The 24,427-nt window shown below is 69.9% G+C and carries 26 protein-coding genes; 5 read left to right on the forward strand and 21 right to left on the reverse strand.

Features of this window, described 5'->3' with window-relative positions; genetic code table 11:
• Window positions 1–68: 68 nt before the first annotated feature.
• Together E0H50_RS09435 and E0H50_RS09440 are read left to right on the forward strand one after the other, a co-directional pair.
• Entirely contained in the window at window positions 69–1,517 is a 1,449-nt protein-coding gene (locus E0H50_RS09435; RefSeq protein WP_131286250.1) for a hypothetical protein, read from the forward strand.
• Window positions 1,518–1,589: 72 nt separating this feature from the next.
• Window positions 1,590–2,150, forward strand: coding sequence for a TIGR03086 family metal-binding protein (locus E0H50_RS09440; RefSeq protein WP_131286251.1), 561 nt, complete (start codon window positions 1,590–1,592; stop codon window positions 2,148–2,150).
• On the opposite strand, the gene E0H50_RS09445 is transcribed toward E0H50_RS09440, so the two are convergent.
• From E0H50_RS09445 to groES, 11 genes are all read right to left on the reverse strand, one after another.
• On the reverse strand, window positions 2,147–2,545 hold the full coding sequence (locus tag E0H50_RS09445) for a hypothetical protein (RefSeq protein ID WP_131286252.1): 399 nt from the start codon (window positions 2,543–2,545) through the stop codon (window positions 2,147–2,149). The two genes, E0H50_RS09440 and E0H50_RS09445, sit on opposite strands and share 4 nt — an antisense overlap.
• Before the next feature lie 59 nt (window positions 2,546–2,604).
• Entirely contained in the window at window positions 2,605–3,318 is a 714-nt protein-coding gene (locus E0H50_RS09450) for an acyl-CoA thioester hydrolase/BAAT C-terminal domain-containing protein (RefSeq protein ID WP_131286253.1), read from the reverse strand.
• Window positions 3,315–4,421 carry a GuaB3 family IMP dehydrogenase-related protein gene (locus tag E0H50_RS09455; protein WP_131286254.1) on the reverse strand — a complete coding sequence of 369 codons (1,107 nt, stop codon included), beginning with the start codon at window positions 4,419–4,421 and terminating at the stop codon, window positions 3,315–3,317. The genes E0H50_RS09450 and E0H50_RS09455 overlap by 4 nt, the downstream gene beginning before the upstream one ends.
• 35 nt (window positions 4,422–4,456) lie before the next feature.
• A complete protein-coding gene (locus E0H50_RS09460; RefSeq protein ID WP_131286255.1) occupies window positions 4,457–5,125 on the reverse strand; it encodes a DUF4276 family protein in 669 nt (222 codons plus the stop codon).
• On the reverse strand, window positions 5,125–6,264 hold the full coding sequence (locus tag E0H50_RS09465) for an AAA family ATPase (protein ID WP_131286256.1): 1,140 nt from the start codon (window positions 6,262–6,264) through the stop codon (window positions 5,125–5,127). Before E0H50_RS09465 ends, E0H50_RS09460 begins: the two co-directional genes overlap by 1 nt.
• Window positions 6,265–6,413: 149 nt before the next feature.
• On the reverse strand, window positions 6,414–7,925 hold the full coding sequence (gene guaB / locus E0H50_RS09470; RefSeq protein WP_131286257.1) for an IMP dehydrogenase: 1,512 nt from the start codon (window positions 7,923–7,925) through the stop codon (window positions 6,414–6,416).
• A gap of 155 nt (window positions 7,926–8,080) precedes the next feature.
• Window positions 8,081–9,568 carry a hypothetical protein gene (locus E0H50_RS09475; RefSeq protein ID WP_131286258.1) on the reverse strand — a complete coding sequence of 496 codons (1,488 nt, stop codon included), beginning with the start codon at window positions 9,566–9,568 and terminating at the stop codon, window positions 8,081–8,083.
• Window positions 9,561–10,184 carry an RNA polymerase sigma factor ShbA gene (gene shbA, locus E0H50_RS09480; RefSeq protein WP_131286259.1) on the reverse strand — a complete coding sequence of 208 codons (624 nt, stop codon included), beginning with the start codon at window positions 10,182–10,184 and terminating at the stop codon, window positions 9,561–9,563. Before shbA ends, E0H50_RS09475 begins: the two co-directional genes overlap by 8 nt.
• Window positions 10,185–10,282: 98 nt before the next feature.
• Window positions 10,283–10,759, reverse strand: a complete 477-nt coding sequence (locus E0H50_RS43740; RefSeq protein WP_337590369.1) for a GNAT family N-acetyltransferase — start codon at window positions 10,757–10,759, stop codon at window positions 10,283–10,285.
• 587 nt (window positions 10,760–11,346) lie between these two features.
• Window positions 11,347–12,966 carry a chaperonin GroEL gene (groL, locus tag E0H50_RS09490; RefSeq protein ID WP_131286260.1) on the reverse strand — a complete coding sequence of 540 codons (1,620 nt, stop codon included), beginning with the start codon at window positions 12,964–12,966 and terminating at the stop codon, window positions 11,347–11,349.
• Window positions 12,967–13,085: 119 nt separating this feature from the next.
• Window positions 13,086–13,382, reverse strand: coding sequence for a co-chaperone GroES (groES, locus tag E0H50_RS09495; protein ID WP_130384566.1), 297 nt, complete (start codon window positions 13,380–13,382; stop codon window positions 13,086–13,088).
• Window positions 13,383–13,593: 211 nt separating this feature from the next.
• Between groES and E0H50_RS09500 the strand changes: the two genes are divergently transcribed.
• On the forward strand, window positions 13,594–14,178 hold the full coding sequence (locus E0H50_RS09500) for a peptidoglycan-binding domain-containing protein (protein WP_131286261.1): 585 nt from the start codon (window positions 13,594–13,596) through the stop codon (window positions 14,176–14,178).
• A gap of 9 nt (window positions 14,179–14,187) precedes the next feature.
• A complete protein-coding gene (locus E0H50_RS09505) occupies window positions 14,188–15,354 on the forward strand; it encodes a class I SAM-dependent methyltransferase (RefSeq protein ID WP_131286262.1) in 1,167 nt (388 codons plus the stop codon).
• Here the strand turns inward: E0H50_RS09505 and E0H50_RS09510 are convergent.
• Window positions 15,312–16,271, reverse strand: a complete 960-nt coding sequence (locus E0H50_RS09510; RefSeq protein WP_131286263.1) for a zinc-binding dehydrogenase — start codon at window positions 16,269–16,271, stop codon at window positions 15,312–15,314. The two genes, E0H50_RS09505 and E0H50_RS09510, sit on opposite strands and share 43 nt — an antisense overlap.
• A gap of 54 nt (window positions 16,272–16,325) precedes the next feature.
• Between E0H50_RS09510 and E0H50_RS09515 the strand changes: the two genes are divergently transcribed.
• Window positions 16,326–17,114 carry an AraC family transcriptional regulator gene (locus E0H50_RS09515; RefSeq protein WP_131286264.1) on the forward strand — a complete coding sequence of 263 codons (789 nt, stop codon included), beginning with the start codon at window positions 16,326–16,328 and terminating at the stop codon, window positions 17,112–17,114.
• A gap of 89 nt (window positions 17,115–17,203) precedes the next feature.
• Here the strand turns inward: E0H50_RS09515 and E0H50_RS09520 are convergent, their stop codons facing one another.
• From E0H50_RS09520 to E0H50_RS09560, 9 genes are read right to left on the reverse strand one after another with little or no spacing between them, the layout of a single operon-like run.
• Window positions 17,204–17,944 carry a dienelactone hydrolase family protein gene (locus E0H50_RS09520; RefSeq protein WP_131286265.1) on the reverse strand — a complete coding sequence of 247 codons (741 nt, stop codon included), beginning with the start codon at window positions 17,942–17,944 and terminating at the stop codon, window positions 17,204–17,206.
• A complete protein-coding gene (locus tag E0H50_RS09525) occupies window positions 17,941–18,387 on the reverse strand; it encodes a GNAT family N-acetyltransferase (protein ID WP_131286266.1) in 447 nt (148 codons plus the stop codon). Before E0H50_RS09525 ends, E0H50_RS09520 begins: the two co-directional genes overlap by 4 nt.
• Complete coding sequence (tsaD, locus tag E0H50_RS09530; protein ID WP_131286267.1) at window positions 18,384–19,433, reverse strand: tRNA (adenosine(37)-N6)-threonylcarbamoyltransferase complex transferase subunit TsaD; 1,050 nt, start codon at window positions 19,431–19,433, stop codon at window positions 18,384–18,386. Before tsaD ends, E0H50_RS09525 begins: the two co-directional genes overlap by 4 nt.
• A complete protein-coding gene (locus E0H50_RS09535; RefSeq protein ID WP_131286268.1) occupies window positions 19,426–19,875 on the reverse strand; it encodes a GNAT family N-acetyltransferase in 450 nt (149 codons plus the stop codon). The genes tsaD and E0H50_RS09535 overlap by 8 nt, the downstream gene beginning before the upstream one ends.
• Window positions 19,872–20,531 carry a tRNA (adenosine(37)-N6)-threonylcarbamoyltransferase complex dimerization subunit type 1 TsaB gene (gene tsaB / locus E0H50_RS09540; protein ID WP_131286269.1) on the reverse strand — a complete coding sequence of 220 codons (660 nt, stop codon included), beginning with the start codon at window positions 20,529–20,531 and terminating at the stop codon, window positions 19,872–19,874. The genes E0H50_RS09535 and tsaB overlap by 4 nt, the downstream gene beginning before the upstream one ends.
• Window position 20,532: 1 nt before the next feature.
• Window positions 20,533–21,459 (reverse strand): tRNA (adenosine(37)-N6)-threonylcarbamoyltransferase complex ATPase subunit type 1 TsaE, encoded by a 927-nt coding sequence (gene tsaE / locus E0H50_RS09545; RefSeq protein WP_131286270.1) that lies wholly within the window; start codon window positions 21,457–21,459, stop codon window positions 20,533–20,535.
• Complete coding sequence (locus tag E0H50_RS09550; RefSeq protein ID WP_131286271.1) at window positions 21,459–22,577, reverse strand: alpha/beta fold hydrolase; 1,119 nt, start codon at window positions 22,575–22,577, stop codon at window positions 21,459–21,461. The genes tsaE and E0H50_RS09550 overlap by 1 nt, the downstream gene beginning before the upstream one ends.
• A 6-nt stretch (window positions 22,578–22,583) precedes the next feature.
• On the reverse strand, window positions 22,584–23,729 hold the full coding sequence (gene alr / locus E0H50_RS09555; protein WP_131286272.1) for an alanine racemase: 1,146 nt from the start codon (window positions 23,727–23,729) through the stop codon (window positions 22,584–22,586).
• A gap of 15 nt (window positions 23,730–23,744) precedes the next feature.
• Window positions 23,745–24,386 carry an HAD family hydrolase gene (locus E0H50_RS09560; RefSeq protein ID WP_131286273.1) on the reverse strand — a complete coding sequence of 214 codons (642 nt, stop codon included), beginning with the start codon at window positions 24,384–24,386 and terminating at the stop codon, window positions 23,745–23,747.
• Window positions 24,387–24,427: the final 41 nt, after the last annotated feature.

Here is a 24,427-nt window from a genome sequence, read left to right on the forward strand (position 1 = left end):
AGCGGCTGTCAGTATCAGAGAATGGTTAAGCTGATCCGCTGAAACCTGCGAAGGGGTGGAACGTCAAGATGGTGGACAGCGGGGGGCTCTGGACGCCTCCTGAGGACGAGCTCGGTGAGGCGCTGCAGACAGCCCAGGTGCTGATCGAGGAGGGCCGGGCCGACGAGGCGGGGCCGTACCAGCAGCGGGTCATCGAACTGGCCAGGGAGCGGGCCGAAGGGCACCCGAACCACTACGAGGCCAAGCATCTGATGGCCGCGACCCAGTACGAGCTGGCCGGATCGCTGAACGCGTCCGGACGGCACGAGGAGGCGCTCGCCGCACTGCACGAGGCGCAACTCGGGTACACCGAGCTCCAGGACGCCGGCGTACTGGACGCCACCTGCTTCCTGGCCGACGTCCGCGCCCGGCGCGCGATGACCCAGGCGCACCGCGGTCACGGCGCCACCGCCGTACTGGAGATGGACGGCGCGGTGATCGCGTACGGCCAGCTCGTCGGCGGCGAGGACGGTCTCAAGCACCAGCCGGACTTCGCCCGGGTGCTCGCGATGAACGCGCTGATCCTGCGACGGTACGGCGACCCCGCGCTGGCGGTCGCGTCCGCGGACGCGGCGACCCAGCTGTTCCTGCAACTCGCGGACCAGATCAACGAGAGCCCGCAGTCGCTGTCGTACGCCCGCTACCTGTGTACGGCGACCGCGGTGTCGGCCGATGTCCACGCGGCCGAGGGACGGCTGGACCTCGCGCTGGAGGCCGACGAGATCGGGCTGACCACGGCCGACACGCTCGCCGACTCGGACTCGGCGACCGACATGCGCACGCTGGTCGCCGCCCTGGTCCGCAAGGGCAAGCACCTCGGCATCGTCGGCCGCCTGGAGGGCGAGGCCTGCCTGCGAACGGCGTACGACACCGACGCCGAGACGGCGGCCCGCGTGGTCGAGGAGCTGGACCGCGGGTTGCCGCTGACGCTGGTCGCGGCGCTGGAGAACGCGGAGATCAAGCTCGGGCCGTTCGAGCAGTACCACCGGCTCGTCGCGCTGAGCGAGCCCGCGCCCGGGATGACGCTGGCGACCGTGTCGGGCCGGACGGACCCTGAGTCCGCGGCGCAACGCGCGACCGAGCTGGCCGAACTGGTGAAGCCGCTGCTGTCTCAGGACGGCAACGCCGCGCTGACGCTGGGGCTGGAGGCGCACTACCTGTTCGCGATCTCGTCCGAGCGGGAGTCGCACCGGATGCGATTCCAGACGGCGACGTACGTGCCGATCTGGGCGCAGCTCCTGCTCGACATCTCCGAGGCGTACTTCCAGGCCGGGCGGACCGACATCGCACTCGACCTCGGCGGCTGGTGCGCGGAGGTGGCGACCGCGCTGATCCCGTACGCCGACGACAATGAGCTGATGAAGGAGCTGGCCGGGGCCTGCTACCGGCACCACGGCAACCTCTTGGCCGCCACCGGCGACCTGACCGCGTCGTACCACGCCCACGAGGCCGCGGAGCAACTCCAGCTCGGCCGTTGACGGCTGGTAAGAGGGCGTCTGCTTGACGCGCCTCCCTCTCGGACGGACGCTGGCGCTGAGAGGGGGAGGCTCATGGACGTTGTGGACATGCACAATCGCACGGTCGCGAACTTCGCGGACCTGGTCTCGGAGGTGCCGCCCGATCGGTGGTCGGCGCCGACGCCGTGCTCGGACTGGGACGTCCGGGCGCTGGTCAACCATGTCGTCGGCGAGGAGCGCTGGACCGTGCCGCTGATGGCGGGCAAGACGATCGCCGAGGTCGGCGACAGCCTCGACGGCGACCTGCTCGCGGACGATCCGGTCGGCGCTGCGTCGTACGCGGCCCGCGAGGCGGAGGTCGCGGCGACCTGGACGATCGACAAGGTGCATCTGTCGTACGGCGACGAGGATCCGCACGAGTACCTGCGGCAACTCGCCGCGGACCACCTGATCCACGGGTGGGACCTGGCCGTCGCGATCGACGTACCGCCGCGGATGGACCGCGACCTCGTCGAGGAGGTCGCGGACTGGTTCGCGAAACGCGAGGAGCTGTACCGCTCGGCCGGGATGGTCGGCGATCACCTCGACGGTTTCACCGAGCCCACCGAGGCTCTGCTCGCCGCCTTCGGCCGCGACCCGGGATGGACGCGTTAGTCCTGGAGATCGGCGCGGAGGGCGCCGACGAACAGGCCGGCTTCGGTCTCGGTCATGCCGGTCTCGGAGACGACCAGGGCGGTCGCCTGGTGGAGTTCGCCCGCGGCCTTCAGGGCGCGGGTGCGCTCGGCCAGGTTGGTGCCCGGGCGCCGGACCAGCGGCGTACCGGTCGTCGGCGGCACGTACCGCCCGAGGCGGATGTCGTCGACCAGCTCCTTCGACTGCTTGAGGTCGAGGCCGGTGCGGTCGCGGATCAGCTTGACCGCGTGCACCGCCTTCTTCGTGGTGATCAGGAACCGCACCTGATCGACGTCGTCCGGGGACAGCCGGCCTCGCGCCGCGGCGAGGGCAACATTGTCCGTGTCCTGGCTGCTTCGACGGCTGAACAATCCCATGCGGCAATCCTTCCAGAACCCGTCAAACCGGGTGAACTCGAAGCACGTCGTCTCAGGGCCTAGTCCGCGAGCAGCCGTCGGATCTCGGACCAGGCCAGGACGCCAAGGTCGCGGTCCGCCTCGTCCGTCCCGCCGCGCGCCATCCGCTGCCCCGCGGTCTTCGGGTCCTCCCCCGGCAGCACCGCACGGTGCCCGGCTTCTTCGACCGTCACGGTCCGCGTCGGGCGGTCGCCGCGGCGGCGCGTGATCTCCTCGGCGAACTCGACCGCCGGCCAGACCTGGTCGTCACCACCGGCCACCAGCAAGACCTCGCCCCGGATCCGCTCGACCGGGATCCGCGCCTGCTCCGTCGCCTTTTCCGCACTCTGCCGATACAGGCCGGTGTAGCTCGGCGGATCGCTGTCGGGCTTCCAGTCGCGGTCGAACGGTACGAACGGCAGCGGCTCGCCCTGCCAGGTCCACGCCGACCGCTGGCTACCGTCTTCGAGGTTCCGGCCCCAGACGTAGGCGCTCGGCGCGAACGCGACCACCGCGTCCACGCGGTGGTCGAGCGCGCCGAGCAGCAACGCCGCCTCGGCGCCCCATGACGTGCCCATCACGACCAGCCTGTCGTTATGGGCGAGCGGGTCCAGCGGAAACGACTCCAGCGGGACCTCATGCGTGACTGTCCAGCGCGGCGCGAGTACGTCGTACCCCTCGGCCTCGAGCAGCCGAGCGCGATCCAGGTCCGGCGTACCGCTGGAACCGTGCAGGAGCAGGACCCCGGTGCTCAACCGACGACGACCTCGACCCGCTGGAACTCCTTGACTTCCGTGTAGCCGGTGGTCGCCATCGCGCGCTTGAGCGCGCCGACGAGGTTCATCGTGCCGTCCGGGACCCAGGACGGGCCGAACAGGATCTGCTCCATCGTGCCGGTGACGCCGACCTCGACCCGCTCGCCGCGGGGCAGGTCCTGGTGCCAGGCCTCGGCACCCCAGTGGTACCCGCCACCCGGCGCGTCGCTCGCGCGGGCCAGCGGCGAACCGACCATCACGGCGTCCGCGCCGCAGGCGATCGCCTTCGCCACGTCACCGGACCGCCCGACCGAGCCGTCCGCGATGACGTGCACGTACCGGCCGCCGGACTCGTCCATGTAGTCCCGCCGCGCCGCGGCCACATCGGCGACCGCCGACGCCATCGGCACCGCGACCCCGAGCACCTTCCGCGTGGTGTGCGCCGCGCCGCCGCCGAAGCCGACGAGTACGCCGGCCGCACCGGTCCGCATCAGGTGCAACGCCGCCTGGTGCGTCGCACAACCTCCGACGATCACCGGTACGTCGAGGTCGTAGATGAACTGCTTCAGGTTCAGCGGCTCCGCCTGCCCGGACACGTGCTCGGCGGACACCGTCGTACCGCGGATGACGAACAGGTCGACCCCCGCATCCACGACATGCTTCGCGAACTGCTTCGTGCGCTGCGGCGACAGCGCGCCGGCCACCGTCACACCGGAGTCGCGGATCTCCTGGACCCGCTGGGAGATCAGCTCGGGCTTGATCGGCGCCGCGTAGATCTCCTGCAGCCGGTGCGTGGCCTGCTGCGTCTCGAGACTGGTGATCTCCTCGAGCAGGCTGGTCGGGTCCTCGTACCGCGTCCAGAGACCTTCGAGGTTCAGGACGCCCAGACCGCCGGCCTTCCCGATCGCGATCGCGGTGGCCGGCGACATCACCGAGTCCATCGGCGCGGCCAGGATCGGCAGCTCGAACCGGTACGCGTCGATCTGCCAGGCGACCGAGACCTCCTCGGGGTCCCGCGTCCGGCGCGACGGCACGATCGCGATGTCGTCGAACGCGTACGCCTGCCGCCCACGCTTCGCGCGGCCGATCTCGATCTCGGTCATAGGAGCAGCCTACCGACCTTGGGGCGGGTGGGATCTCAGCGGGCCAGCAGTTGATCGATCCAGGACCTGAGGCCCGGACACCGCGCGATCACCGCCTCCAGCCCTGCTTCCCGAATGGCTTCGATCCCGTCGGTGACCTTGTCGTAGTCGGGCCAGCACCGCTGGACGCGCTTGGATGGCGCAGTCTGCCGGGAGTCATTCAGCAGCTCGACGTCGCCGGCCACCGCGTCCGCCTCGGCCTGCAACTTCTCCGCGACCGCGACGTCGCCGAGAACAGAACCGGACTCTGATGCCGCGGCGATCACCCAGGTCTCGAATTCGTGCAGCACCACGTACGGGACGAACCGCGGGTCCGCAATCGCCCTCTCCATCTCCCGGACGCGGGTCTCGGCACACTGCCGAGGCTGGTGCGGCCGATCGCAACAGGCGGCGCCGGGACCGTTCCGCGGATAGGCGTAGAAATCGACCAGAATCGAGACACAGCGGTAGTGAGTAGCAGCCAGCAGCTTGCGAAGGTCTCTTTCGTAGTGTTTCCACACCATCCCGCCACCCTTGAAGGTGGTCCCGTCCGCGAGGCGAGAGGTCTTGACGATCACGGGCGTCAGATAGGCGCCGTACGACTGCAGGTACGGGGCCAGGATCTCTTGTACGAACGCCGCCTCGGTCTGCCCTTCGACCAGCACCGCCATCTGGCGAAACTCCATCAGCCGCGGACCACCCGCGGCGAATCGTCCGGGCGCGGGCGTCCACCCAGGATGTTCTTCTCCCAGAGCTCGCCCAGGGTGTACTCCGACAACCACTCCTCCAGCGCGCGCGGATCCGGCCGCTGGATCGTCGTACCGGTCGAGGAACGTTCCACGATCGCGACCTCCTCGACACTGAACTGCTCCAGCAGCGTGACCGACTGGGTCGCGGCGACAACGCGGCGACCCTTGGCCGCCCGCCGCAGGAGCGCCGCGAGTTGATGGATGGCGAACGGGTGCAGCCCGAGCTCGGGCTCGTCGAGAACTATCGTCCCGGGTAGGTTGTCCTGCAGGAGGAGGACCGCCAGGCAGACGAAGCGCAGCGTGCCGTCGCTGAGGTTCTCCGCCGAAAACACAGAATCCAGGCCGCGCTCACGCCAACGCAGCCTGATCGCGCCGCCTTCGTGCTCCAGAACAAAGTCGTCGAAGTACGGCGCGACCGTGCGCACAGCCCGGACGATGCGCCGGTAACGCGACGGGTCGTCGGACCGCAGCCGCAGTAGGACGGCAGCGATGTTGTGGGCATCGGGCGCCAGCGTGAGGTTGTCGGCAGAGTCGACGCGCCGCTTCGGGGGAGCGTCGGCGCTGGTGTCGTCGAAGTGAAAGACCCGGCAGCCGGCCACGACGCGAAGTACGTAGGAGGCCTTCGCGTCGCCGGCTGCCTCGGCGCGCAGGCGGCTCTCCCGCGCCGCTGCAAGCGCGCTCTCGTGCGGGCGCGCATACTTCGACCGGTCATGGAACATCGTGGTCTCACGGACCAGGGCGGAGTCGTCAGGCGTGGGCTCGATCACTACCTTGTATCCGTTGCAGGTGCTCCCTTGCCAGTCGCCCCAGACCTCGAGCTCGATCGCCTCGGGAGTCAGGGCCGGATCGCTGGGCCGGCGCAGGATCGCGGCGAACCCACCGCTCCTGATCAGGTGTTCGTTGAGCTGGCGGTCGATCACCCGGCCCAGCATCTCGAAGGCATCCACCACGTTGCTCTTACCGGCTCCGTTGGGTCCGACCAGCAACGTCACAGGGCTCGACAGGTCCAGGTGGGCGTGACCGATCGAGGTGAGACCACGCACCTCGATCCACCGCAACGGCACCTCGTCGGTCACCTGAGCCTCCACCGGTCAGCACCACCTGTTATTACCACCTGTTGCAATAGGCGGTAATAACCACCTTGTCACATGCCACGGTGGAAACCCTTGTCATGTGAAAGGGTTTCCACCTGCTTGCTCGGGTGGCGGGCGGCCGCAGGCGTAGGTCAGCGGCCGGAGTAGTTCGGCGCTTCGACCGTCATCTGGATGTCGTGCGGGTGGGACTCCTGCAGGCCGGCCGAGGTGATCCGGACGAAGCGGCCCTTCTCCTGCAGCTCCGGCACGGTCCGGGCGCCCGTGTACCACATCGACTGCCGCAGGCCGCCGATCAGCTGGTGCGCGACGGCCGCCAGCGGGCCCCGGTACGGCACCTGGCCCTCGACGCCCTCGGCGATCAGCTTCTCGTCGGAGCCGCCGTCGTGCTGGAAGTAGCGGTCCTTGGAGTACGACTTGCGCAGCCCGCCGGACTGCATCGCACCGAGCGAACCCATCCCGCGGTACGCCTTGAACTGCTTGCCGTTGATGAACACCAGGTCGCCCGGCGACTCCTCGCACCCGGCGAGCAGCGAGCCCAGCATGACCGTGTCCGCACCCGCGACCAGCGCCTTCGCGATATCGCCCGAGTACTGCAGGCCGCCGTCGCCGATCACCGGGACACCGGCCGGCTTGCACGCCAGCGACGCCTCGTAGATCGCGGTCACCTGCGGCACGCCGACACCGGACACCACTCGCGTCGTACAGATCGAACCCGGGCCGACGCCGACCTTCACGCCGTCCGCGCCAGCCTCGACCAACGCCTGCGCGCCCGCGCGGGTGCCGACGTTGCCGCCGACGACATCGACGCCACGGGTGGCTGGGTCGGCCTTGAGCTTGCGGATGATCTCGATCTGGGCCCGCGAGTGACCGTGCGCGGTGTCCACCACGAGCACGTCGACACCGGCCTCGACCAGCGTCATGGCCCGCTTGTACGCCTCGCCGAAGAAGCCGATCGCCGCGCCGACCATCAGCCGGCCGGAGCCGTCCTTGGTGGACAGCGGGAACTTGTCGCGCTTGACGAAGTCCTTCAGCGTGATCAGGCCGGTCAGCTTGCCGGCGTCGTCGACCAGCGGCAGCTTCTCCACCTTGTGCTTGCTGAGCAGCGCCATCGCGTCGTCGGCGGCGATGCCCTGCCGGCCGGTGATCAGCGGCTGCTTGGTCATCACCTCGCGGACCGGCCGGGAGAGGTCGGTCTCGAAGCGCATGTCGCGGTTGGTGACGATGCCGACCAGGACGCCCGCGCCGTCCACCACCGGGACGCCGGAGATCCGGTACTGCGCGCAGAGCGCGTCGGCCTCGCCGATGGAGGCGTCCGGGCCGATGGTGATCGGCTGCGCGATCATGCCGGACTCGGAGCGCTTGACCAGGTCGACCTGCTGGGCCTGGTCCTCGAGCGAGAGATTGCGGTGCAGGACGCCGAGACCGCCCTGGCGTGCCATCGCGATCGCCATCCGGGCCTCGGTGACGGTGTCCATCGCGCTGGACACCAGCGGGATGTTCACCTCGACGTTGCGGCTCAGCCGGGACCGGGTGACGGCCTCGGACGGGATGACGTCGGACTCGTTCGGCTGCAGCAGTACGTCGTCGAAGGTGAGGCCGAGGACGGCGAACTTGTCGGGAACTCCAGCTGGGGTGATGTCCATGGGGAAAACGAGCACCTTTTGTACGGCGACAACGGAACCCCATCCTATCCGCGCCGCCCGCAGGCCCCGAATCCGCCGTCCACAGGCCCCACACCGGCCACCGCACAGGCAACCGCCCGCCGCGGTTGCGCGGCGGGCGGTCGGTGATCGGCCGGTTACCTGATCGGCTTGTTCACGACGTCCAGGATCTGCAGCAGGCTGGCGTCGGTGGTGGAACCGTACGTCCGGGCGATGGCGGCGTGCTTACCCTCGGGGTACGCGCCGCTGGAGTGCTTGCCCTTCGGGTAGGTCTTGCGGACCGAGCCCGTGCTGACGTTGCCGCCCGCGTGCTTCCCGGTCGACTTGGCCGCTGCCTTCTTCGGCGTCGCCTTCTTGGCCGTCGCCTTGCTGGTCGTGATCGACTTCGCCGTCGCGTCGGGCACGCCGAAGAAACGCTCGGCGGTCTGGTTCGTGACCGGGTCACCGCTCGGCGTCGGCAGCACCGGCGACACGATCGACTCGACCGCGTCCACCAGTTCCTTGACCTCGGCCGGAACCTGCGTGATCTCGCTGCTCGGCGTGTCGCCGTCACCGCTCGAATCCGAGCCGGACGTGTCCGAACCGCTGGTGTCCGAGCCACCGGCGCCGCCGGTGTCGCCGCCCGGCGTCGTGGTGCTGTCCGAGCCCGAGGTGTCCCCGTCGCTCGACTGCCCCTCGCCGGATCCCGCGCTCGGCGTCGACGTCGGCGTGGCCGTCGGCTCCCCGGTCGACGTGTTGTTGTCACCGGTGCTGTCGCCCGTGCCGTTGTCGACGGTCGGCGGCGTCGTGGTGTCCGTCGGCGTCGGAGTCGGCGTGTCGGTCGGCTGGTCCGTCGGGGTCGACGGCGGGGTGTCCGGAGGCGTGTCCGGCGGCACTTCGGTCGTCGTGGTGTCGGTCGGCTCGGACGTCTCGGGATCGGCCGGCTTCGTCGTCGTGGTGTCGGTCGGCTCCGGCGTCACCTCGGTCGTCGTCGGCTTGACCGGATCCATCGTCTTCTGCTTGTCGGTCGGCAGCGGGTAGCCCCACTCCCGAGCCGCCACCGGCTTGTCGCCCGGCGGCACGACCACTTCCGGCGTTCCCTTGATCTCCTGCGCCTGCGGGTCGTCGCCGGCCGAGCCGTCCTTGCCGTTCTCGGCGGCGCGCTGGGCCTTGGCCTTCTCCTTGAAGTCCTTGCCCACCTTGACGATCGTGCTGCGATCCACGATCGGCAGCCCGTCGAGCTCTTCCTTCGGGAAGCTGGTCTGCGGGCGGACCGCGTCGACCATCTTCTCGATGACCTTCTCGTACGGCGACAACGGGTCACCGGTGACGGCCGCGGCCACACCGGACACCGACAGCGCGGCCACCGCGGCGACACCGAACGCCAGACCGCGGGTCGCCACCTTGCGGGCGAACGGGTCGGTGATCGGGTTCAGCGCGGCGCATCGCGCCAGGAAGCTCTCCGGATCGTCGATGGTTTCCACCGGCAGCTCGTCCTCGACCTCGACCGCTAGCCGTAGATCGGCCAGCAGTGCGACGGCCGGGTCGTGGTCGCCCGCCGTACGGGCGGACTCCCCACCGGCAGCGAGCAGATCGAGTAGTGCGTCATCGGCCTCGATCGCGTCCAGGTCGAAACGGTCAGCCATGATGCCCCTCCCCCACTCGTCCTCGTTCCAGCTGTGTTTCATGCCCCACAAACCCCCTGAGCGTGTTCAACGCCCGATGCTGTGCGACCCTCACCGCCCCCGGTGTCATCCCCAGTGCCCGGCCGGTCTCCTCGGCTGACAACCCCGCAACGACGCGAAGGCGCAGGATCTCCCGCAGTTTCTCCGGCAACTTGTCCAGCAGGCCCATGATGTGCTGGACCTCGGACTGCCGAACCGCGCGCTCCTCCGGCGTCGGTGACTCGTCCGCGCCGTCCGGCAGGTCCGGCGTCGAGACGTCGGCGACCGCGAACGCACGCTGGGCATCGGCGACCTTGCGGGCCGCGATGCCGTAGACGAAAGCCTCGAAAGGCCTCCCCTCGTCACGGTACCGGCTCAGCGCGCCGAACACCGCGACACAAACTTCCTGTGCGACGTCGTCGACCATGTCGGCGCCGCCGGGATAGGTCCACAAACGGGACCGTACGTAACGATGCGCGACTGCGCGCACCCTGGTGAGCAGGTCGTTGAGAGCTGTGCGGTCCCCGTCGCCGGCCAGCGCGGCAAGATCCCTGAGCTCGACCCGGTCGTGGGTGTCAGGTACTCGGACCTCTGTCACCCCTCGCCCCCTCGTGTTCGGACCGGTCAGCCTGAAAGATGGTACGGCGCTCAACTCTCGTTGCCTAGTGGCAGTTCGTGGTCAAGCGCATGTTTTCATCACGATCTGTCACTACCGGCGAGTTCACTCCCCGGCGCCACGAAACGGATCAGCTCGGAAGCGTGTTCCCCGCCCCAATCGATCGCCGTACGCCGGACCTCGCGCCACCCCGCCCGCCGGTACAGATGTACGGCGGCGCCGCGGTTGTCGACCACCTCGAGCGCCAGCGCCCGCCCGAGCCCGGCAGCCGTTGTCACACAGTGCTCCAGCAACCGCCGCCCGATCCCCTGCCCCATCGCCTCCGGATCCACGAACAACCGCTCCACCTCGGCGCCGTCCCCCACCCCCGTCAACACCACATGCCCCACAACCCGCCCACCACTCACCGCAACCCAACACCCCAGAGCCGCCTCGGGCGTCAACCACCGCGCCGGTTCCGCCGGCCAGTTGATCGGATACCCCGCCCGCTCATGCACACCCCGCAACAACTCCACACAAACACCCAGATCCCCGTCACCCCGCACCCGAATCAACACCCACCCATCCCACCACCCCGTCCCACCAACCAGCCCTCCCCCCTCGCGACATCCCCTCTCGACAACCGGAGGGTTGGGGAGGATTCCCTGCCCGATCCGGGAAGCAAACCTCCCCAGACCGCCGCCGACCCCCGGCCCGCGGCCCGCGGCCCGCGATCACCGAACACCGGTGCATGTCCCTGGGAGGTCGCCCCTCCCCGGCCGCATTTGCCTGGTCCACCCACCAATTCGGGGGTTCCACACCCACGTCCACGGTGTAGAACCCCTCATTTGCCTGGCAGACCAGGCAAATTCGTGGGTCAGCCAGGCAAATGAGGGGAGGGCCGACGGAGCTGTGGTGGGCGTGCGGTCGGCCGGGCTGTGGTGGGCGTGCGGTCGGCCGGGCTGTGGTGGGCGTGCAGTCGGCCGGGCTGTGGTGGGCGTGCAGTCGGCCGGGCTGTGGTGGGCGTGCAGTCGGCCGGGCTGTGGTGGGCGTGCGGTCGGCGGGTGTGGCGGGCGGGGTGTCTCCAGATAGCAGAGCACCGCCCGGCAGTTGGGCTGCCGGGCGGTGCTGGTGTGCTGTGCTGTCGTGCTGGTGGTGCTGAGGGTCAGTGGCCGTGGCCGTGGCCGTGGCCGGCTGCGGCGGGCTCTTCTTCCTCGGGCTTGTCGACCACCAGGGTTTCGGTGGTCAGCAGCAGTGCGGCGATCGAGCCGGCGTTGGCGAGCGCGGACCGGGTCACCTTGACCGGGTCCAGGACGCCCTGCGCCAGCAGGTCGCCGTACTCACCGGTGGCGGCGTTGAAGCCGCTGCCGGACTCGAGCTCGGCAACCTTCGACGTCACGACGTAGCCCTCGTAGCCGCCGTTCTCGGCGATCCAGCGCAGCGGCTCGACGACCGCCTTGCGGACGATCCGGACACCGGTGGCCTCGTCACCGTCGAGCTCGAGGTCCTTGTCCAGCACGGTGGACGCGTGCACGAGAGCGGAACCGCCACCCGCGACGATGCCCTCCTCGATCGCGGCCCGGGTCGCGGACACCGCGTCCTCGATCCGGTGCTTCTTCTCCTTGAGCTCGACCTCGGTGGCCGCGCCGACCTTGATGACGCAGACGCCGCCGGCCAGCTTGGCCAGCCGCTCCTGCAGCTTCTCGCGGTCCCAGTCGGAGTCGGTGCGCTCGATCTCGGACTTGATCTGGCTGACCCGGCCCTCGATGTCCTCGCCCTTGCCGGAACCCTCGACGACGGTCGTGTTGTCCTTCGAGACCACGATCCGGCGCGCCGAACCGAGCACCTCGAGGCCGACCTGGTCGAGCTTCAGCCCGACCTCGGGGGCGACGACCTGCGCGCCGGTGAGCGCGGCCAGGTCCTCCAGCATCGCCTTGCGGCGGTCACCGAAGCCCGGCGCCTTGACGGCGACGGAGGTGAAGTTGCCGCGGATCTTGTTCACCACGAGGGTGGACAGCGCCTCGGCCTCGACGTCCTCGGCGATGATCAGCAGCGTCTTGCCGGACTGCACGACCTTCTCCAGCAGCGGCAGCAGGTCCGCGATCGCGGAGATCTTGCCCTGGTGGATCAGGATGTACGGGTCCTCCAGCACCGCTTCGCCGGCCTCGGCGTCGGTGATGAAGTACGGCGAGATGTAGCCCTTGTCGAACTGCATTCCCTCGGTGAACTCGAGCTCGGTCCCGAAGGTGTTCGACTCCTCGACGGTGATCACACCGTCCTTGCCGACCTTGTCGAACGCGTCCGCGATCAGGCCGCCGATCTCGGCGTCCCGGGCGGAGATGGTCGCGACGTGGGCCATGTCGCCCTTGTCGTCGACCGGCCGCGCGGTCTCGACCAGCTTGGCCGACACGGCCTCGACGGCCGCCTCGATACCGCGCTTGAGGCCCATCGGGTTGGCGCCGGCGGCGACCGCCCGGAGGCCCTCGTGCACCAGCGCCTGCGCCAGCACCGTCGCGGTGGTGGTGCCGTCACCGGCGATGTCGTTGGTCTTGGTGGCGACCTCCTTGGTGAGCTGCGCACCAAGGTTCTCGAACGGGTCGTCCAGCTCGACCTCACGGGCGACGGTCACACCGTCGTTGGTGATGGTCGGGGCGCCCCACTTCTTGTCCAGGACGACGTAGCGGCCCTTCGGGCCCAGCGTCACCTTCACCGTGTTCGCGAGCTTGTCGACGCCACGCTCCAGCGCGCGCCGCGCGTTCTCGTCGAACTCGAGGATCTTCGGCATGAAGAAAACCAGTCCTTTTCCGTATGTCTCGTTGCAGGAGCGAAACCCGCTGTCCCGGACCCACTCCGCCCGGCGCCAAGGGCTCCGGGGCGGTGTCAGTCAGGAACAGCGGGCGTTCGTCACTTGCTGACGACTGCGAGGATGTCGCGGGCGCCCAGGATCAGGTAGTCCTGACCGTCGTACTTGACCTCGGTGCCGCCGTACTTGGAGTAGATGACCTTGTCGCCGACGGCGACGTCCAGCGGGACGCGGTTGCCGTTGTCGTCGATCCGGCCCGGGCCGACGGCGAGGATCTCGCCCTCCTGCGGCTTCTCCTTGGCGGTGTCCGGGATCACCAGGCCGGACTTCGTGGTCTGCTCGGCTTCGAGCGGCGCGACGAGGACGCGGTCCTCGAGCGGCTTGATCGTGACCGACACTTGCTGACCTCCACGGTCGAATTCGCTTGTCTGTGGCATGTGGTCGCGCTCCCCTGCCGTCGCGGGGGTCAGAGGCCGGACCGCTGGCACCCTCGTGTCGAGAGTGCCAACACCGAATCTAGGCCGCGATTAGCACTCGGTCAACTCGAGTGCCAAAGGATTCTCAGCGTGAGACGTAGTTCCGGTGACCGCTCAGGTACAGAATGTGCTCATGGCGCTTCCCAAGCTGTCCGGCCGGACTGTCGCGCTGCTGGCCGCCGTCGCCGCGGTCGCGGTCGGAGCCGTCGCCGCCAACGCGTCGAAGCACCCGTCACCGCCGGCAGCAACGCCGGCGTCCGAGACACCGGTGGCCGACGTGCCGGTCGACGAGCCGGTGTCCCACGAGGCCACGGCCGCCGAGCTGAAGGCAGCAGCCGCGCTGCCGCAGTGCAGGTCCGCCCGCCTCGTTCCGGTCAACCGCAGCTGGGGCATCCCGATGCCGTCGATCCTGGGCAGCACCAGCACCACCTGCAACCTGATGTACGGCGACGACCCGTACCGCGGCTCCAGCCGGACAGGCGATCCGGAGACCGCGATCCAGGTCCTCCAGCGCAACCTGAACTTCTGCTACGGCACCAAGCTCGCCGTCGACGGCATCTACGGCAGCAACACCCGCGCGGTCGTCAGGGCCGTCCAGCGCAGGCACCACCTGGTCGTGGACGGCATCTACGGCCCGAAGACGCGCTCCGCGATGAACTGGCGGCTGTACTCGATGGCAACCCGCAGCTGGAGCAGGAGCTGTTCGAGTCCCCTCTAAGGTTGCGGGGTGAGTGTCACCGCGCTGCTCGACGGACCGGGCGCTGAGGTACTGGCAGCTGCCTGCGCCGAGTACCGCCCCGGCAAAGAGCTCCAGCTGGTTGAGAAGCTCAGACGCCGGTACGACGCAACGCTTGTGACGATTGCGGTGACCCAGGCCGCGCTGCGGCACCGCGCCGTCGCCAAGTTCGGTCCGGATGCCGAGCGCATGTACTTCACCCCGGACGGCCTGGAGCAAGCCACCCGCACCACGGTGAGCACCCACCGCGCCGCACGTGTCGCAGCAACACAGATCGACACCGTGGTCGACCTAGGCTGCGGGATCGGTGGCGACCTCATCACGATGGCCCGTGCCGGCCTGCGAGTCACCGGCGTCGAGCGGGACCCCGAGACCGCGGCGGTCGCCCGTGCGAACCTCGCCGCGTTCGAGCTTCCGGGCGAGGTCCTGGTCGGAGACGCGGAGGCTACCGACGTCACGCCGTACGACATGGTCTTCGCCGACCCCGCGCGCCGGGCGGACGGGCGGCGCGTGTTCGACCACAACGCGTACTCACCGCCGTGGTCGTTCGTGACCGGGCTGCTGGAGCGGACCGCCTGTGTGAAGGTCGCGCCGGGCATCCCGCACGATGCGATCCCCGAAGGTGTGGAAGCGGAGTGGATCAGTGACTCCGGTGAGGTCAAAGAGGCCGCGCTCTGGTCCGGTGCGCTGTACGGCGGTACGCCGCGACGGGCCACGCTGCTGCCCGGTGGCGCGAGCGTTGCCGATGCACCTGAGGCGGACAGCGGTCCGGTCGGCAAGTACATCTACGAACCCGATGGAGCGGTCGTCCGGGCCGGTCTGGTCACGGCGGTCGCCGCAACGGTCGACGGCTGGCTGCTGGATCCCCGCATCGCCTACGTCACCGCGTCGACGTACGTCCCGACAGTGCTGGCCTCGGCGTACGAAGTGCTGGAAGAGCTGCCCTACAAGGAGAAGGCGTTGCGCTCCTGGGTCCGCACCGAGGGCATCGGGACGCTGGAGATCAAGAAGCGCGGCGTCGACCTCGATCCGGCCCAGCTGCGCAAGAAGCTCGCACCGAAGGGCTCGACGTCGGCGACCCTGATCGTCACGCGCATCGGCCGCGACGCCGTCGCCTATTCGTGCCGCAGGGTGACGACCAGCTTCCCGGTCGCCTGATCGCCCTCCATGTACCGGTGCGCCGCGACGATCTCGTCCAGCTCGAAGACGCGGTCGACGTTCGGCCGGTAGACGCCGCGCTCGACCTCGCCGACGATCCGCTGCAGCACGTCCGCGCGACCCTGCATCGTCTCGCTGTGGAACGCCGTGAGCCGGGTCCCGGACGGGATCATCGCGATCGGCTCGAAGTCCTGGATCAACCATCCGCTGAGCGATCCCGCGACGCAGACCGTGCCACCCCGGCGGACGAGCCGTAGCGAGTCCACCGCCGTCCGCGCGCCGATCAGGTCCAGAACGTACTCCGGTCCGTCCGGCCAGATCTCCCGCAGCGACCCGCCGTCGTCGACCAGCACATGGTCCGCGGTCAGCGCGTCGGCCTTGCCCGCCTGGCGCGTCGTCACCGCGGTCTCGACCCCGTACCCGGCCGCGATCGCCGCAGCCGCCATCCCGACCGACGACGTACCGCCCCGGATCAGCAGGCGACCGCCCTTCTCGATGCCCAGCGCGTCCAGCGCGCCCTGCGCCGTCAGGTACGTCTCGGGCAGCGCGCCGAGCACGTCCCACGGAAGGGTCGTGGCGATCGGCATCAACGTTGCGTTAGGCAACAACGCGTACTCCGCATAGCCGCCGTCGTACGCCCGCCCCATCTCCCCCATCACCGCCGCGACGGTCGTCCCTTCCGGTACGGCGGGATCGGTCGACTCGGCCACGACGCCGACACACTCGATCCCGAGCACCCGCGGGAACCGCACCGTGGGCGAATGCCCCTGCCGGGTCCGCAGCTCCGACCGGTTCAGGCCGGCCGCGTGCACCCGCACCAGACTCCAGCCGTCCCGCACCGCCGGCACCGGCACCTCGCGAATCTCCAGCACTTCCGGACCGCCCGCCCGGGCACACACCGCCGCACGCATCGTCATGCGTCCACCCTCGCCGCAGACCGGTGTGGCCGACCACCGATAAAATGCCAGACTATGCCCGTTGGCCGCCAACCTCTCCGCTCGGAGCTCTTCCCGTCCGCCGGCGCCCATCACTGGGCCTCAGGCGGTATCAGCACGATCCAGACCCACGAAGAGGGACATCTGGTGTACGCCGCACGCGGCGTCCTGGCTGTGCAAACCGATCGGGGTACGTCGATCGTGCCCGCCAACCGCATCGCCTGGACGCCTGCCGGGTTCACCCACCAGCACCGCGCTCACGGCGATACCGACATGCGGATCGTGTTCCTGCCCGCAGAACTGGCCGAACGCATCCCGGACCGCCCGGCAGTGTTCCTGGCCTCCGGTCTCGCCCGCGAGGTCGTCCTCGCCCTGACGAGCCGCGAGCTCGAGCCCGCCGCCCGCGCCCGTCTCCAACACGTTCTCGTCGACGAGCTCCACGAAGCCGCAGAGCAGCCACTGCAGCTACCAGAACCGCACGACGACCGCCTGCGCAGCATCGCGAAGCGCCTCCGCGAGGACCCCGCCGACAACACTCCACTCGCCGAGCTGGGGCGCCAGGCCGGAGCCGGCGCCCGTACGCTGAGCCGCCTGATCCGCACCGAGCTCGGCATGACGTACTACGAATGGCGCACGCAGCTCCGGATCTACCACGCCCTCGTCCTGCTCGCGGACGGCCACGACACCACGTACGTCGCGCATGCCTGCGGGTGGGCGAACCCGAGCGGTTTCATCGCAGCCTTCGCCGCCGTCGTCGGCACCACCCCCGGCCGCCATCGCGCGGAACAACCCGGACTTGCGCTCGACGTACATTCGAACATATGATCGATCTCGCGAGCGGGTCTTCGGGTGACAAGCCGGTGGACGAGGTGCTGCGTCTGCTGCCGCGACTCCCCGGAGGCCCGCCACTAACCTCACTCTGCCCGGAAGCGTTCCTTCACTAGCAGCTGGAGCCGAGCCGACAAGATATCGCCGACCGCCGACACCACCTGACCACGCACCGCCCGATCGCGCGCCGCCTGATCGCGCACTGCCGGCCAGTGCTCGTCGCCGCCACCGGCAGGCTTCCCTTCGACGAACTCGGTCACCAGCCGGTCCCGGTCCTTCGCCCGCCGGAGCATCGCATGCCCTTCCCCGGCAAGGGAGTACGTCGTCACGTCCACCCCAGCCGCCCGCAGCCGCTGCGCGTACGCCGCCGTACCCGCAGGCGAGGTGATCGTTTCATCGGTCCCGTGGACGAACGTGACGGGCGGGCGCAGCATGACGAGCGGCTCGTCCGGCGGCAGCCACGGCGCCAGCCCGAGCACGCCCGCGACCCGCGGATGATCGCCCGCGGCAACCACCGCTCGCCCGCCCATCGAGTGCCCGATCAGCAACACCCGCGAGATCACCGGCGGCAGCTCGTCCAGAACGGTCCGCAGATCAGCGGCCGCGTCGCCGTCCTCGTTCCAGCCCCGGAAGCGATACCGGAGAAGCCCGATCGCGGCCTGCGGCGCGACCGACCGCGCGGCCCGCGCGAACGGCCACATCCGCAGCAGGGCAGGGCGCCACAGGTGCGGGTCGGCGTACGAATGTTCCTCGCCGCCGTGAGCGAGCAGCACCAGCTCACTCGCGCCCGCCGGGTGCCGGACGAGGTCGACACCCGGGCGCCTCACGACTGCGCGTACAACTCGGCGGCGTCCTTGCGGATCGCCATCATCCGTCCAGGCGGCGTTTCGCTGAAACCGTACGAGCGGTAGAGCTCGTGCGCGTCCGCGGTCGCCAGCAGGACCTGCCGCAGCCCCTTCAGGTCCGGATGCTCGAGCAAGGTCGACACGACGAACCGCCCGAGGCCGTGCCCACGGTGCGACTCCAGCACGAACACGTCGGCCAGCCAGGCGAACGTGGCCCGGTCCGTCACCATCCGCGCGTACGCGACCATCACCCCGTCCGCGTCGTACACCCCGAGGTTCAGCGAACCGGCCACCGCGCGCTCCACGACCTCGCGCGGGATCCCCTCGGCCCAGTACGACGTACTCAGGAAGCCTTGCACCACGCCGACGTCGATCCGCTCGGCGGAGTCGTCGGCCTCGAACCCGTCCGGCCCGGTCCACTTCATGCGTTCAGTACCTCCGTGACGGGCATCGACGAGTCAGCGGGGAGATCGAGAGGTGACGGCGCCTTGCCGGAGCGGACCAGTTCCGAGCCGAGCGCGGCGACCATCGCGCCGTTGTCGGTACACAGACCGGGCCGCGGCACCCGTACGGCGATACCGGCCGCGGCCGCACGCTCCTCGGCCATCACCCGCAGCCGCGAGTTCGCCGCGACGCCGCCGCCGATCAGCAGGTGCTCGAACCCGCGGTCCTTGCACGCGTCGATCGCCTTGCGGGTCAGTACGTCGCAGACCGCTTCCTGGAACGCCGCCGCGACGTGGTTCACCGGCACGTCCTCGCCGTCGCGCCGCTTCGCCTCGACCCAGCGCGCGACCGCAGTCTTCAACCCGGAGAACGAGAAGTCGAACCGGTGCCGCTCGAGGTCCCGCTGCGACGTCAGCCCGCGCGGGAACGTCACGTACATCCGGTCGCCGCCGTCACGCGCCGCCTTGTCGATCCACGGACCGCCCGGGAACGGCAGCCCGAGCACCCGCGCCACCTTGTCGAACGCCTCACCGGCCGCGTCGTCGATGGTGCTGCCCATCGGTACGACGCCCTCGGTGATGTCCTCGACCGCGAGCAGCGACGAGTGCCCGCCGGACACCAGCATCGCGACACAGCCCTTCGGCAGATCGCCGTGCTCCAAGGTGTCGACCGCGACGTGCGCCGCCAGGTGGTTGACGCCATAGATCGGCTTGTCCAGCGACAACGCCAGGCCCTTCGCAGCGGCGACACCGACGAGCAGCGCTCCGGCCAGGCCGGGCCCGCTGGTCACCGCGACCGCGTCGACATCGGTCGGCTTGATACCGGCCGTCTCGCAGGCCCGCCGGATCGTCGGCACCATCGCCTCGAGGTGCGCGCGACTGGCCACCTCGGGGACGACCCCGCCGAACCGGGCATGCTCCTCGACACTGGACGCGATCGCGTCGGCGAGCAAAGTCTGCCCGCGCACGATCCCGACCCCGGTCTCGTCGCAGGACGTCTCGATCCCCAGAATCAGGGGCTCACTCATCGTTCCTCCACCGCATGATCACCGCGTCCTCGCTGCCACCGTAGTACCCACGCCGCCGGCTGATCTCCTCGAACCCGAAGGCCCGGTACAGCGCGATCGCCGACTCGTTGCCTGCGGCAACCTCGAGCAGGACTGTCCTGCCCGCACAACGATCCAGGGCCGTCGTCATCAGCTGCCCGCCGATCCCGGTACGCCGCTCGGCCGGAGTTACCGCGACCCGCAGTACCTCGACCACGTCCTCCACCACCGGCGGCACCAGCAGTACGACGTACCCGACGAGCGCACCCTCGTCCGCGACCAGGACGACGCGGTCCTCGGTCAGCCGGTCGAACTCGTCAGCCCAGGCGCCCTCGCTCCAGGCCGTCGGCCCGAAGCACACCTCGTCCAGTGCGACCAGCTCCGGGAGGTCTTCCGGACGTGCCGCTCTGATGGCAGGTCTCACAGCACACTCTTCGGCCCGCTGGACATCGTGACGTCCGGACGGCGCAGGTACAGCGGATCCGGCGCGACGACCTCGAGCGTCCGAGTCGCGACACCCGTCGCCAGCACCTCGGCCGACGGGTACTCCACGACATCGTCCGCGACAACGTTCAGCGCGTCGGCGTACAGGACCGCGCCGCGGCCGATCACGGGCAGACCGGACAGCACGTGGGCGACCTCGGCCGGCTTGTCGACCGCGGGTCCCTCGAGCCGCCGACGGCTGCCGTCCGCGGCCGGACCGTCGTACAGCGCCCAGTAGATCTCCTTGCGCCGCGCGTCCGTCGCGACCGCGACGGGTAACGTCAGCGTCGACTGCCGCGCGAGGATGTCCAGGCTGCAGACGCCGGAGACCTCGATCCCCAGCACCTCGCCCATCGTCCGGGCCGTCACGAGCCCGACCCGCAGCCCGGTGAACGGACCCGGGCCGACGCCGACCGCGATCCCGGTCAGGTCACGCGGGGTGACTCCCGCCGTTTCCAGCGCCGCCGCGATGGCGGGCGCGAGGAGTTCGCCGTGGCGCAACGCGTCGACGGTCGTCGAGGAGGCGACGATCTCGCCGGCCGGCGTGGCCAGCGCGACGGTGACGGCGGCACTCGAGGTGTCGAAGGCAAGCAACATGTCAGTTCTTCTCCAGTACGGACACCTGTACGCCGGACGCGGCCCACCGCGGGCCCACCGGAGTGATGCGCAGGGACCGCGTCTCGTCGGTGTCGTCGTCGCCACGGGTCACCACGATGTCCAGCCGATCGGGCGCGAGCGCCTCGGCCAGTCCATGACCCCACTCGACCACGGTGACCGCGTCGTCCAGGCTCGCGTCCAGGTCGAGATCGTCCAGCTCCGCGAACCCACCGATCCGGTACGCGTCGACATGCACCAACGCGGGACCGCCGGCCAGCGACGGATGCACGCGCGAGATCACGAACGTCGGCGACGTGATCGCCCCGCGCACCTTCAGCCCGACGCCGAGTCCTTGCGTGAACGTCGTCTTGCCGGCGCCCAGATCACCGGACAGCACGAGTACGTCGCCTGCGCGCAGCTGACCGGCCAGCTCCTCGCCGATCGCCTGCATCTCGTCGGCGGTCGGCACCGTCAACTCGATCGGCATCGCCTTGGCATAGGTGAGGTTGTGCGCCTGCTGGTCGACAACGGAGTACCCGCGCCGCCGCCAGAACTCCACGGTGTCCGGCAGTTCGACCCGCGCGATCAGGTTCACCCGGCCGAGCCCACGACGTACGGCGACCTCCTCCGCGCAACCGACCATCGCCGAGGCGACGCCGCGCGCCTGGTACCGCGGGTCGACGGAGACCCGGCGGAGGTTCAGGACGTCACCGACCTGCTCGAACAGCACCGCCCCGAGCGGAACGCCGTCGCTCAGCACCAGCAAACCGCCGTGCTCGGCGATCGCCGCGGCGACCGTGGTCGCGTTCTCGGACAACGCCGTCGACGGCGGGTCGAGAACCCGGCGCGCGGAGAAGGCGTGGTGGATCACATTCACGATGTCGTCGACGTGGTCCTGGGTGGCGTCGACGACGTGCAAGTCGGTCATCAGGTGGGTCCTAGGGATTGTTCGGCTCGCTCGATCATCCCAAGGAGGGCCGCGGTGAACTCACGGTGGTGCTCGATCAGGCCCAGGTGACCGCAGTTCTGCACCTCGACCAGCTCGGCGCCGGGGACCCGCCGGACGATCTCCTCGGCGTGCGCGAACGGCGTCAGGTGATCCCTGTCGCCACCGACCACCACGCACTCCACCTTCTGCAACGGCTCCAGGGCGTCGTACTTGTCGTGCAGCGCGAAGATCGGGTAGAACTCCGCGATCACCTCGATCGGCGTCGCCGCGATCATCTCGTTGACGAACTCGGTGAACGCCGGCGGCACCTCGGAGCCGAACGAGTACTTCCGGGTCAGCAGGTAGCTGATGTCCGTCCCGGCCTTCCGGCTGCGCTCCACCACGTCCGGGATCCGGGCCAGCGCGGCGACCGTCGGCGTGGCGAGCGCCCGCGCGAGCATGCCGACCTTGCCCGGGAACACGATCGGCACCTGGTCCAGCCCGCCGGCGCTGGTCGAGCACAGGCCGACGCCGATCACCTGGTCGCCGAACAGCTCGGGATGCTGCTCGGCGAGCGCCATGATCGTCATCCCGCCCATCGAGTGACCGATCAGGATCACCGGTCCGGTCGGCGCGAACCGCTCGATGATGCCGTACAGGTCCTTGCCGAGCTGGTCGATGCTGACGTTCGCCCTCGCGGACCGCCCGGAGCGGCCGTGCGAGCGCTGGTCGTAGAACACCATCGTCCCGATGCCGGCCAGGTCCCGGCGCTCGAAGTGCCAGGCGTCCATGTTCAGGCCGTACCCGTGCGCGAAGATCACGGTCAGGTCCTCGGGCGGTAGCGGCAACTTTCGGCCGATCCTGCGCTTCGGCGGCGGAGCCGGTCGCCGCGAGCGCTTCAGCTCGTCCACCTCGACGTACAGCTCGACGCCGTCGTCGGCGGTGAAGATGTACGGCGTCCCGCGCTGGGACCCGAACGGCTCGGCCTCCAGCTGTTTGCGTTGCCCCGAGCGCCGGCCGATCACCTGACGCTCGACCGCGACACCGGCCGCGGCTCCCGCGGCCAGCACTCCGACCGCGGCCCCGATCAGACCAGCAGTCCGCCCTGCTTTGGACATGCCGATCTACCTTTCGCTGTCGACGTACCTGCGCGGGATCCGGGGGCCCAGGCGGGTGACGATCTCGTAGTTGATGGTCCCGGCGGCGTCGGCCCAGTCGTCCGCGGTCGGCTCACCCGACGTCCCCGGGCCGAACAGCACGACCTCGTCGCCCGCCGCGGCCTCGTCGTCGCCGAGGTCCACGACGCACTGGTCCATGCAGATCCGGCCGACGATCGCCCGCCGCCGGCCGTACGCCTGGACCGGGCCGCCGTTCGAGGCGTGCCGCGGCAGACCGTCGCCGTACCCGAGCGGGATCAGGCCGAGTGTCGACGGGCGCGGCGCGGTCCAGGTCAGCCCGTACGAGACGCCCGCACCGGCCGGCACCCGCTTCACCATCGCCAGCCGCGCCTTCAGCGTCATCGCCGGCCGCAACCCGAGCTCGGCCGACGGCAGCGCATGCCCGAACGGCGAGAGCCCGTACGTCGCGACGCCCGGGCGGACCAGGTCGAAATGGGTCTCCGGCAGCGCCAGCGTGGCGCCGGAATTCGCGAGGTGCTTGAACTCGGCGTCGATCCCGAACGACTCGGCGACCTCGACCGCTTCGGTGAAGGTCGCCAGCTGGGACTCGTTCACCGGGCTCTTCGGCTCGTCCGAGGAGGCGAGATGCGACCAGATACCCTTGACCTCGATCTGCCCGCTCGCCTGTGCGCGGACGGCGGCGCGGATCAACGCCGGCCACTCCTCCGGTACGGCGCCGCCGCGGGACAGGCCGGTGTCGATCTTGAGGTGCACCCGCGCCGGGTGGTCCTGGACCGCGGCGACGAGCTCGTCGATCTCCCAGGGCGCGCCCGCGGACAGGTCGATCCCGGCCTCGATCGCGTCGGCCAGCGGCTCGCCGGGGGTGGTCAGCCAGCAGAAGATCGGCCCGGTGTCACCGGCCGCCCGCAGCGCGAGCGCCTCCTCGAGCACCGCGGCGCCGATCCAGTCCGCACCGGCCTGACGGGCCGCGCGGGCGACCGGCACCATCCCGTGCCCGTACCCGTCGGCCTTGACCACAGCCATCAGCTGCGCACCCTCGGCGCGGGCACGCAACGTGGTCACATTGTGACGGATCGCGGCCAGATCGACCACGGCCTCAGCGCGGACCGGACGTGACTCAGGAGTAGACATGGTCAGTCCAGTGTCTCAGGTGGCGTCGATCAGGTCGGCGAGGGCGCTCATGTTGTGGAAAACCGTGTCCGCATCGGAAAGTTTCGCGGGGTCGGTCATGCCGGCGTACCCGAAGACCTTCATCCCGGCGGCGATCGCGGCGGCGACGCCGAGCGGGCTGTCCTCGATCACCAGGCAGTCGACCGGTTTCACGCCCATCGACGCGGCGGCGTGCAGGAAGAGGTCCGGGGCGGGCTTGCCGTGCGCGACGTCCTCGGCGCTGAAGATCCGGCCCTCGAACCGGTGCAGGAAGCCGACCGCGGTCAACGCCGTACGGATCCTGCGATGGGTGCCCGAGGAGGCCAGACAGTAGGTGACGCCGCGCGCCTCCAGGTGGTCGAGGACAGCCTCAACGCCCTCGATCGCCTGGAGGTGGGCGAAACCGTCGAACAGCCGCTGGTGGTACCGGTCCTCGAGATCCGCCGGCAGCGGCCGCCCGAGCCGTGCCTCGGCCTGCTGCCGCATCGAGGCCATCGACCCGCCCATGAAGTCCCGTACCGCCTCCTCGAACGTGTACGGCAACCCCGCCTCGGTGAGCAGCTCGGCCAGAATCGTGTTGGCCAGCCGCTCGGAGTCCACCAGCACACCGTCGTTGTCGAAGATCACGAGTTCACTCACACCCGGAACCCTAAGCGGCCACCGCGCGAGCGCGGTGACCG

It is taken from the genome of Kribbella sindirgiensis, from assembly GCF_004331435.1.
GTDB classification, from domain to species: domain Bacteria; phylum Actinomycetota; class Actinomycetes; order Propionibacteriales; family Kribbellaceae; genus Kribbella; species Kribbella sindirgiensis.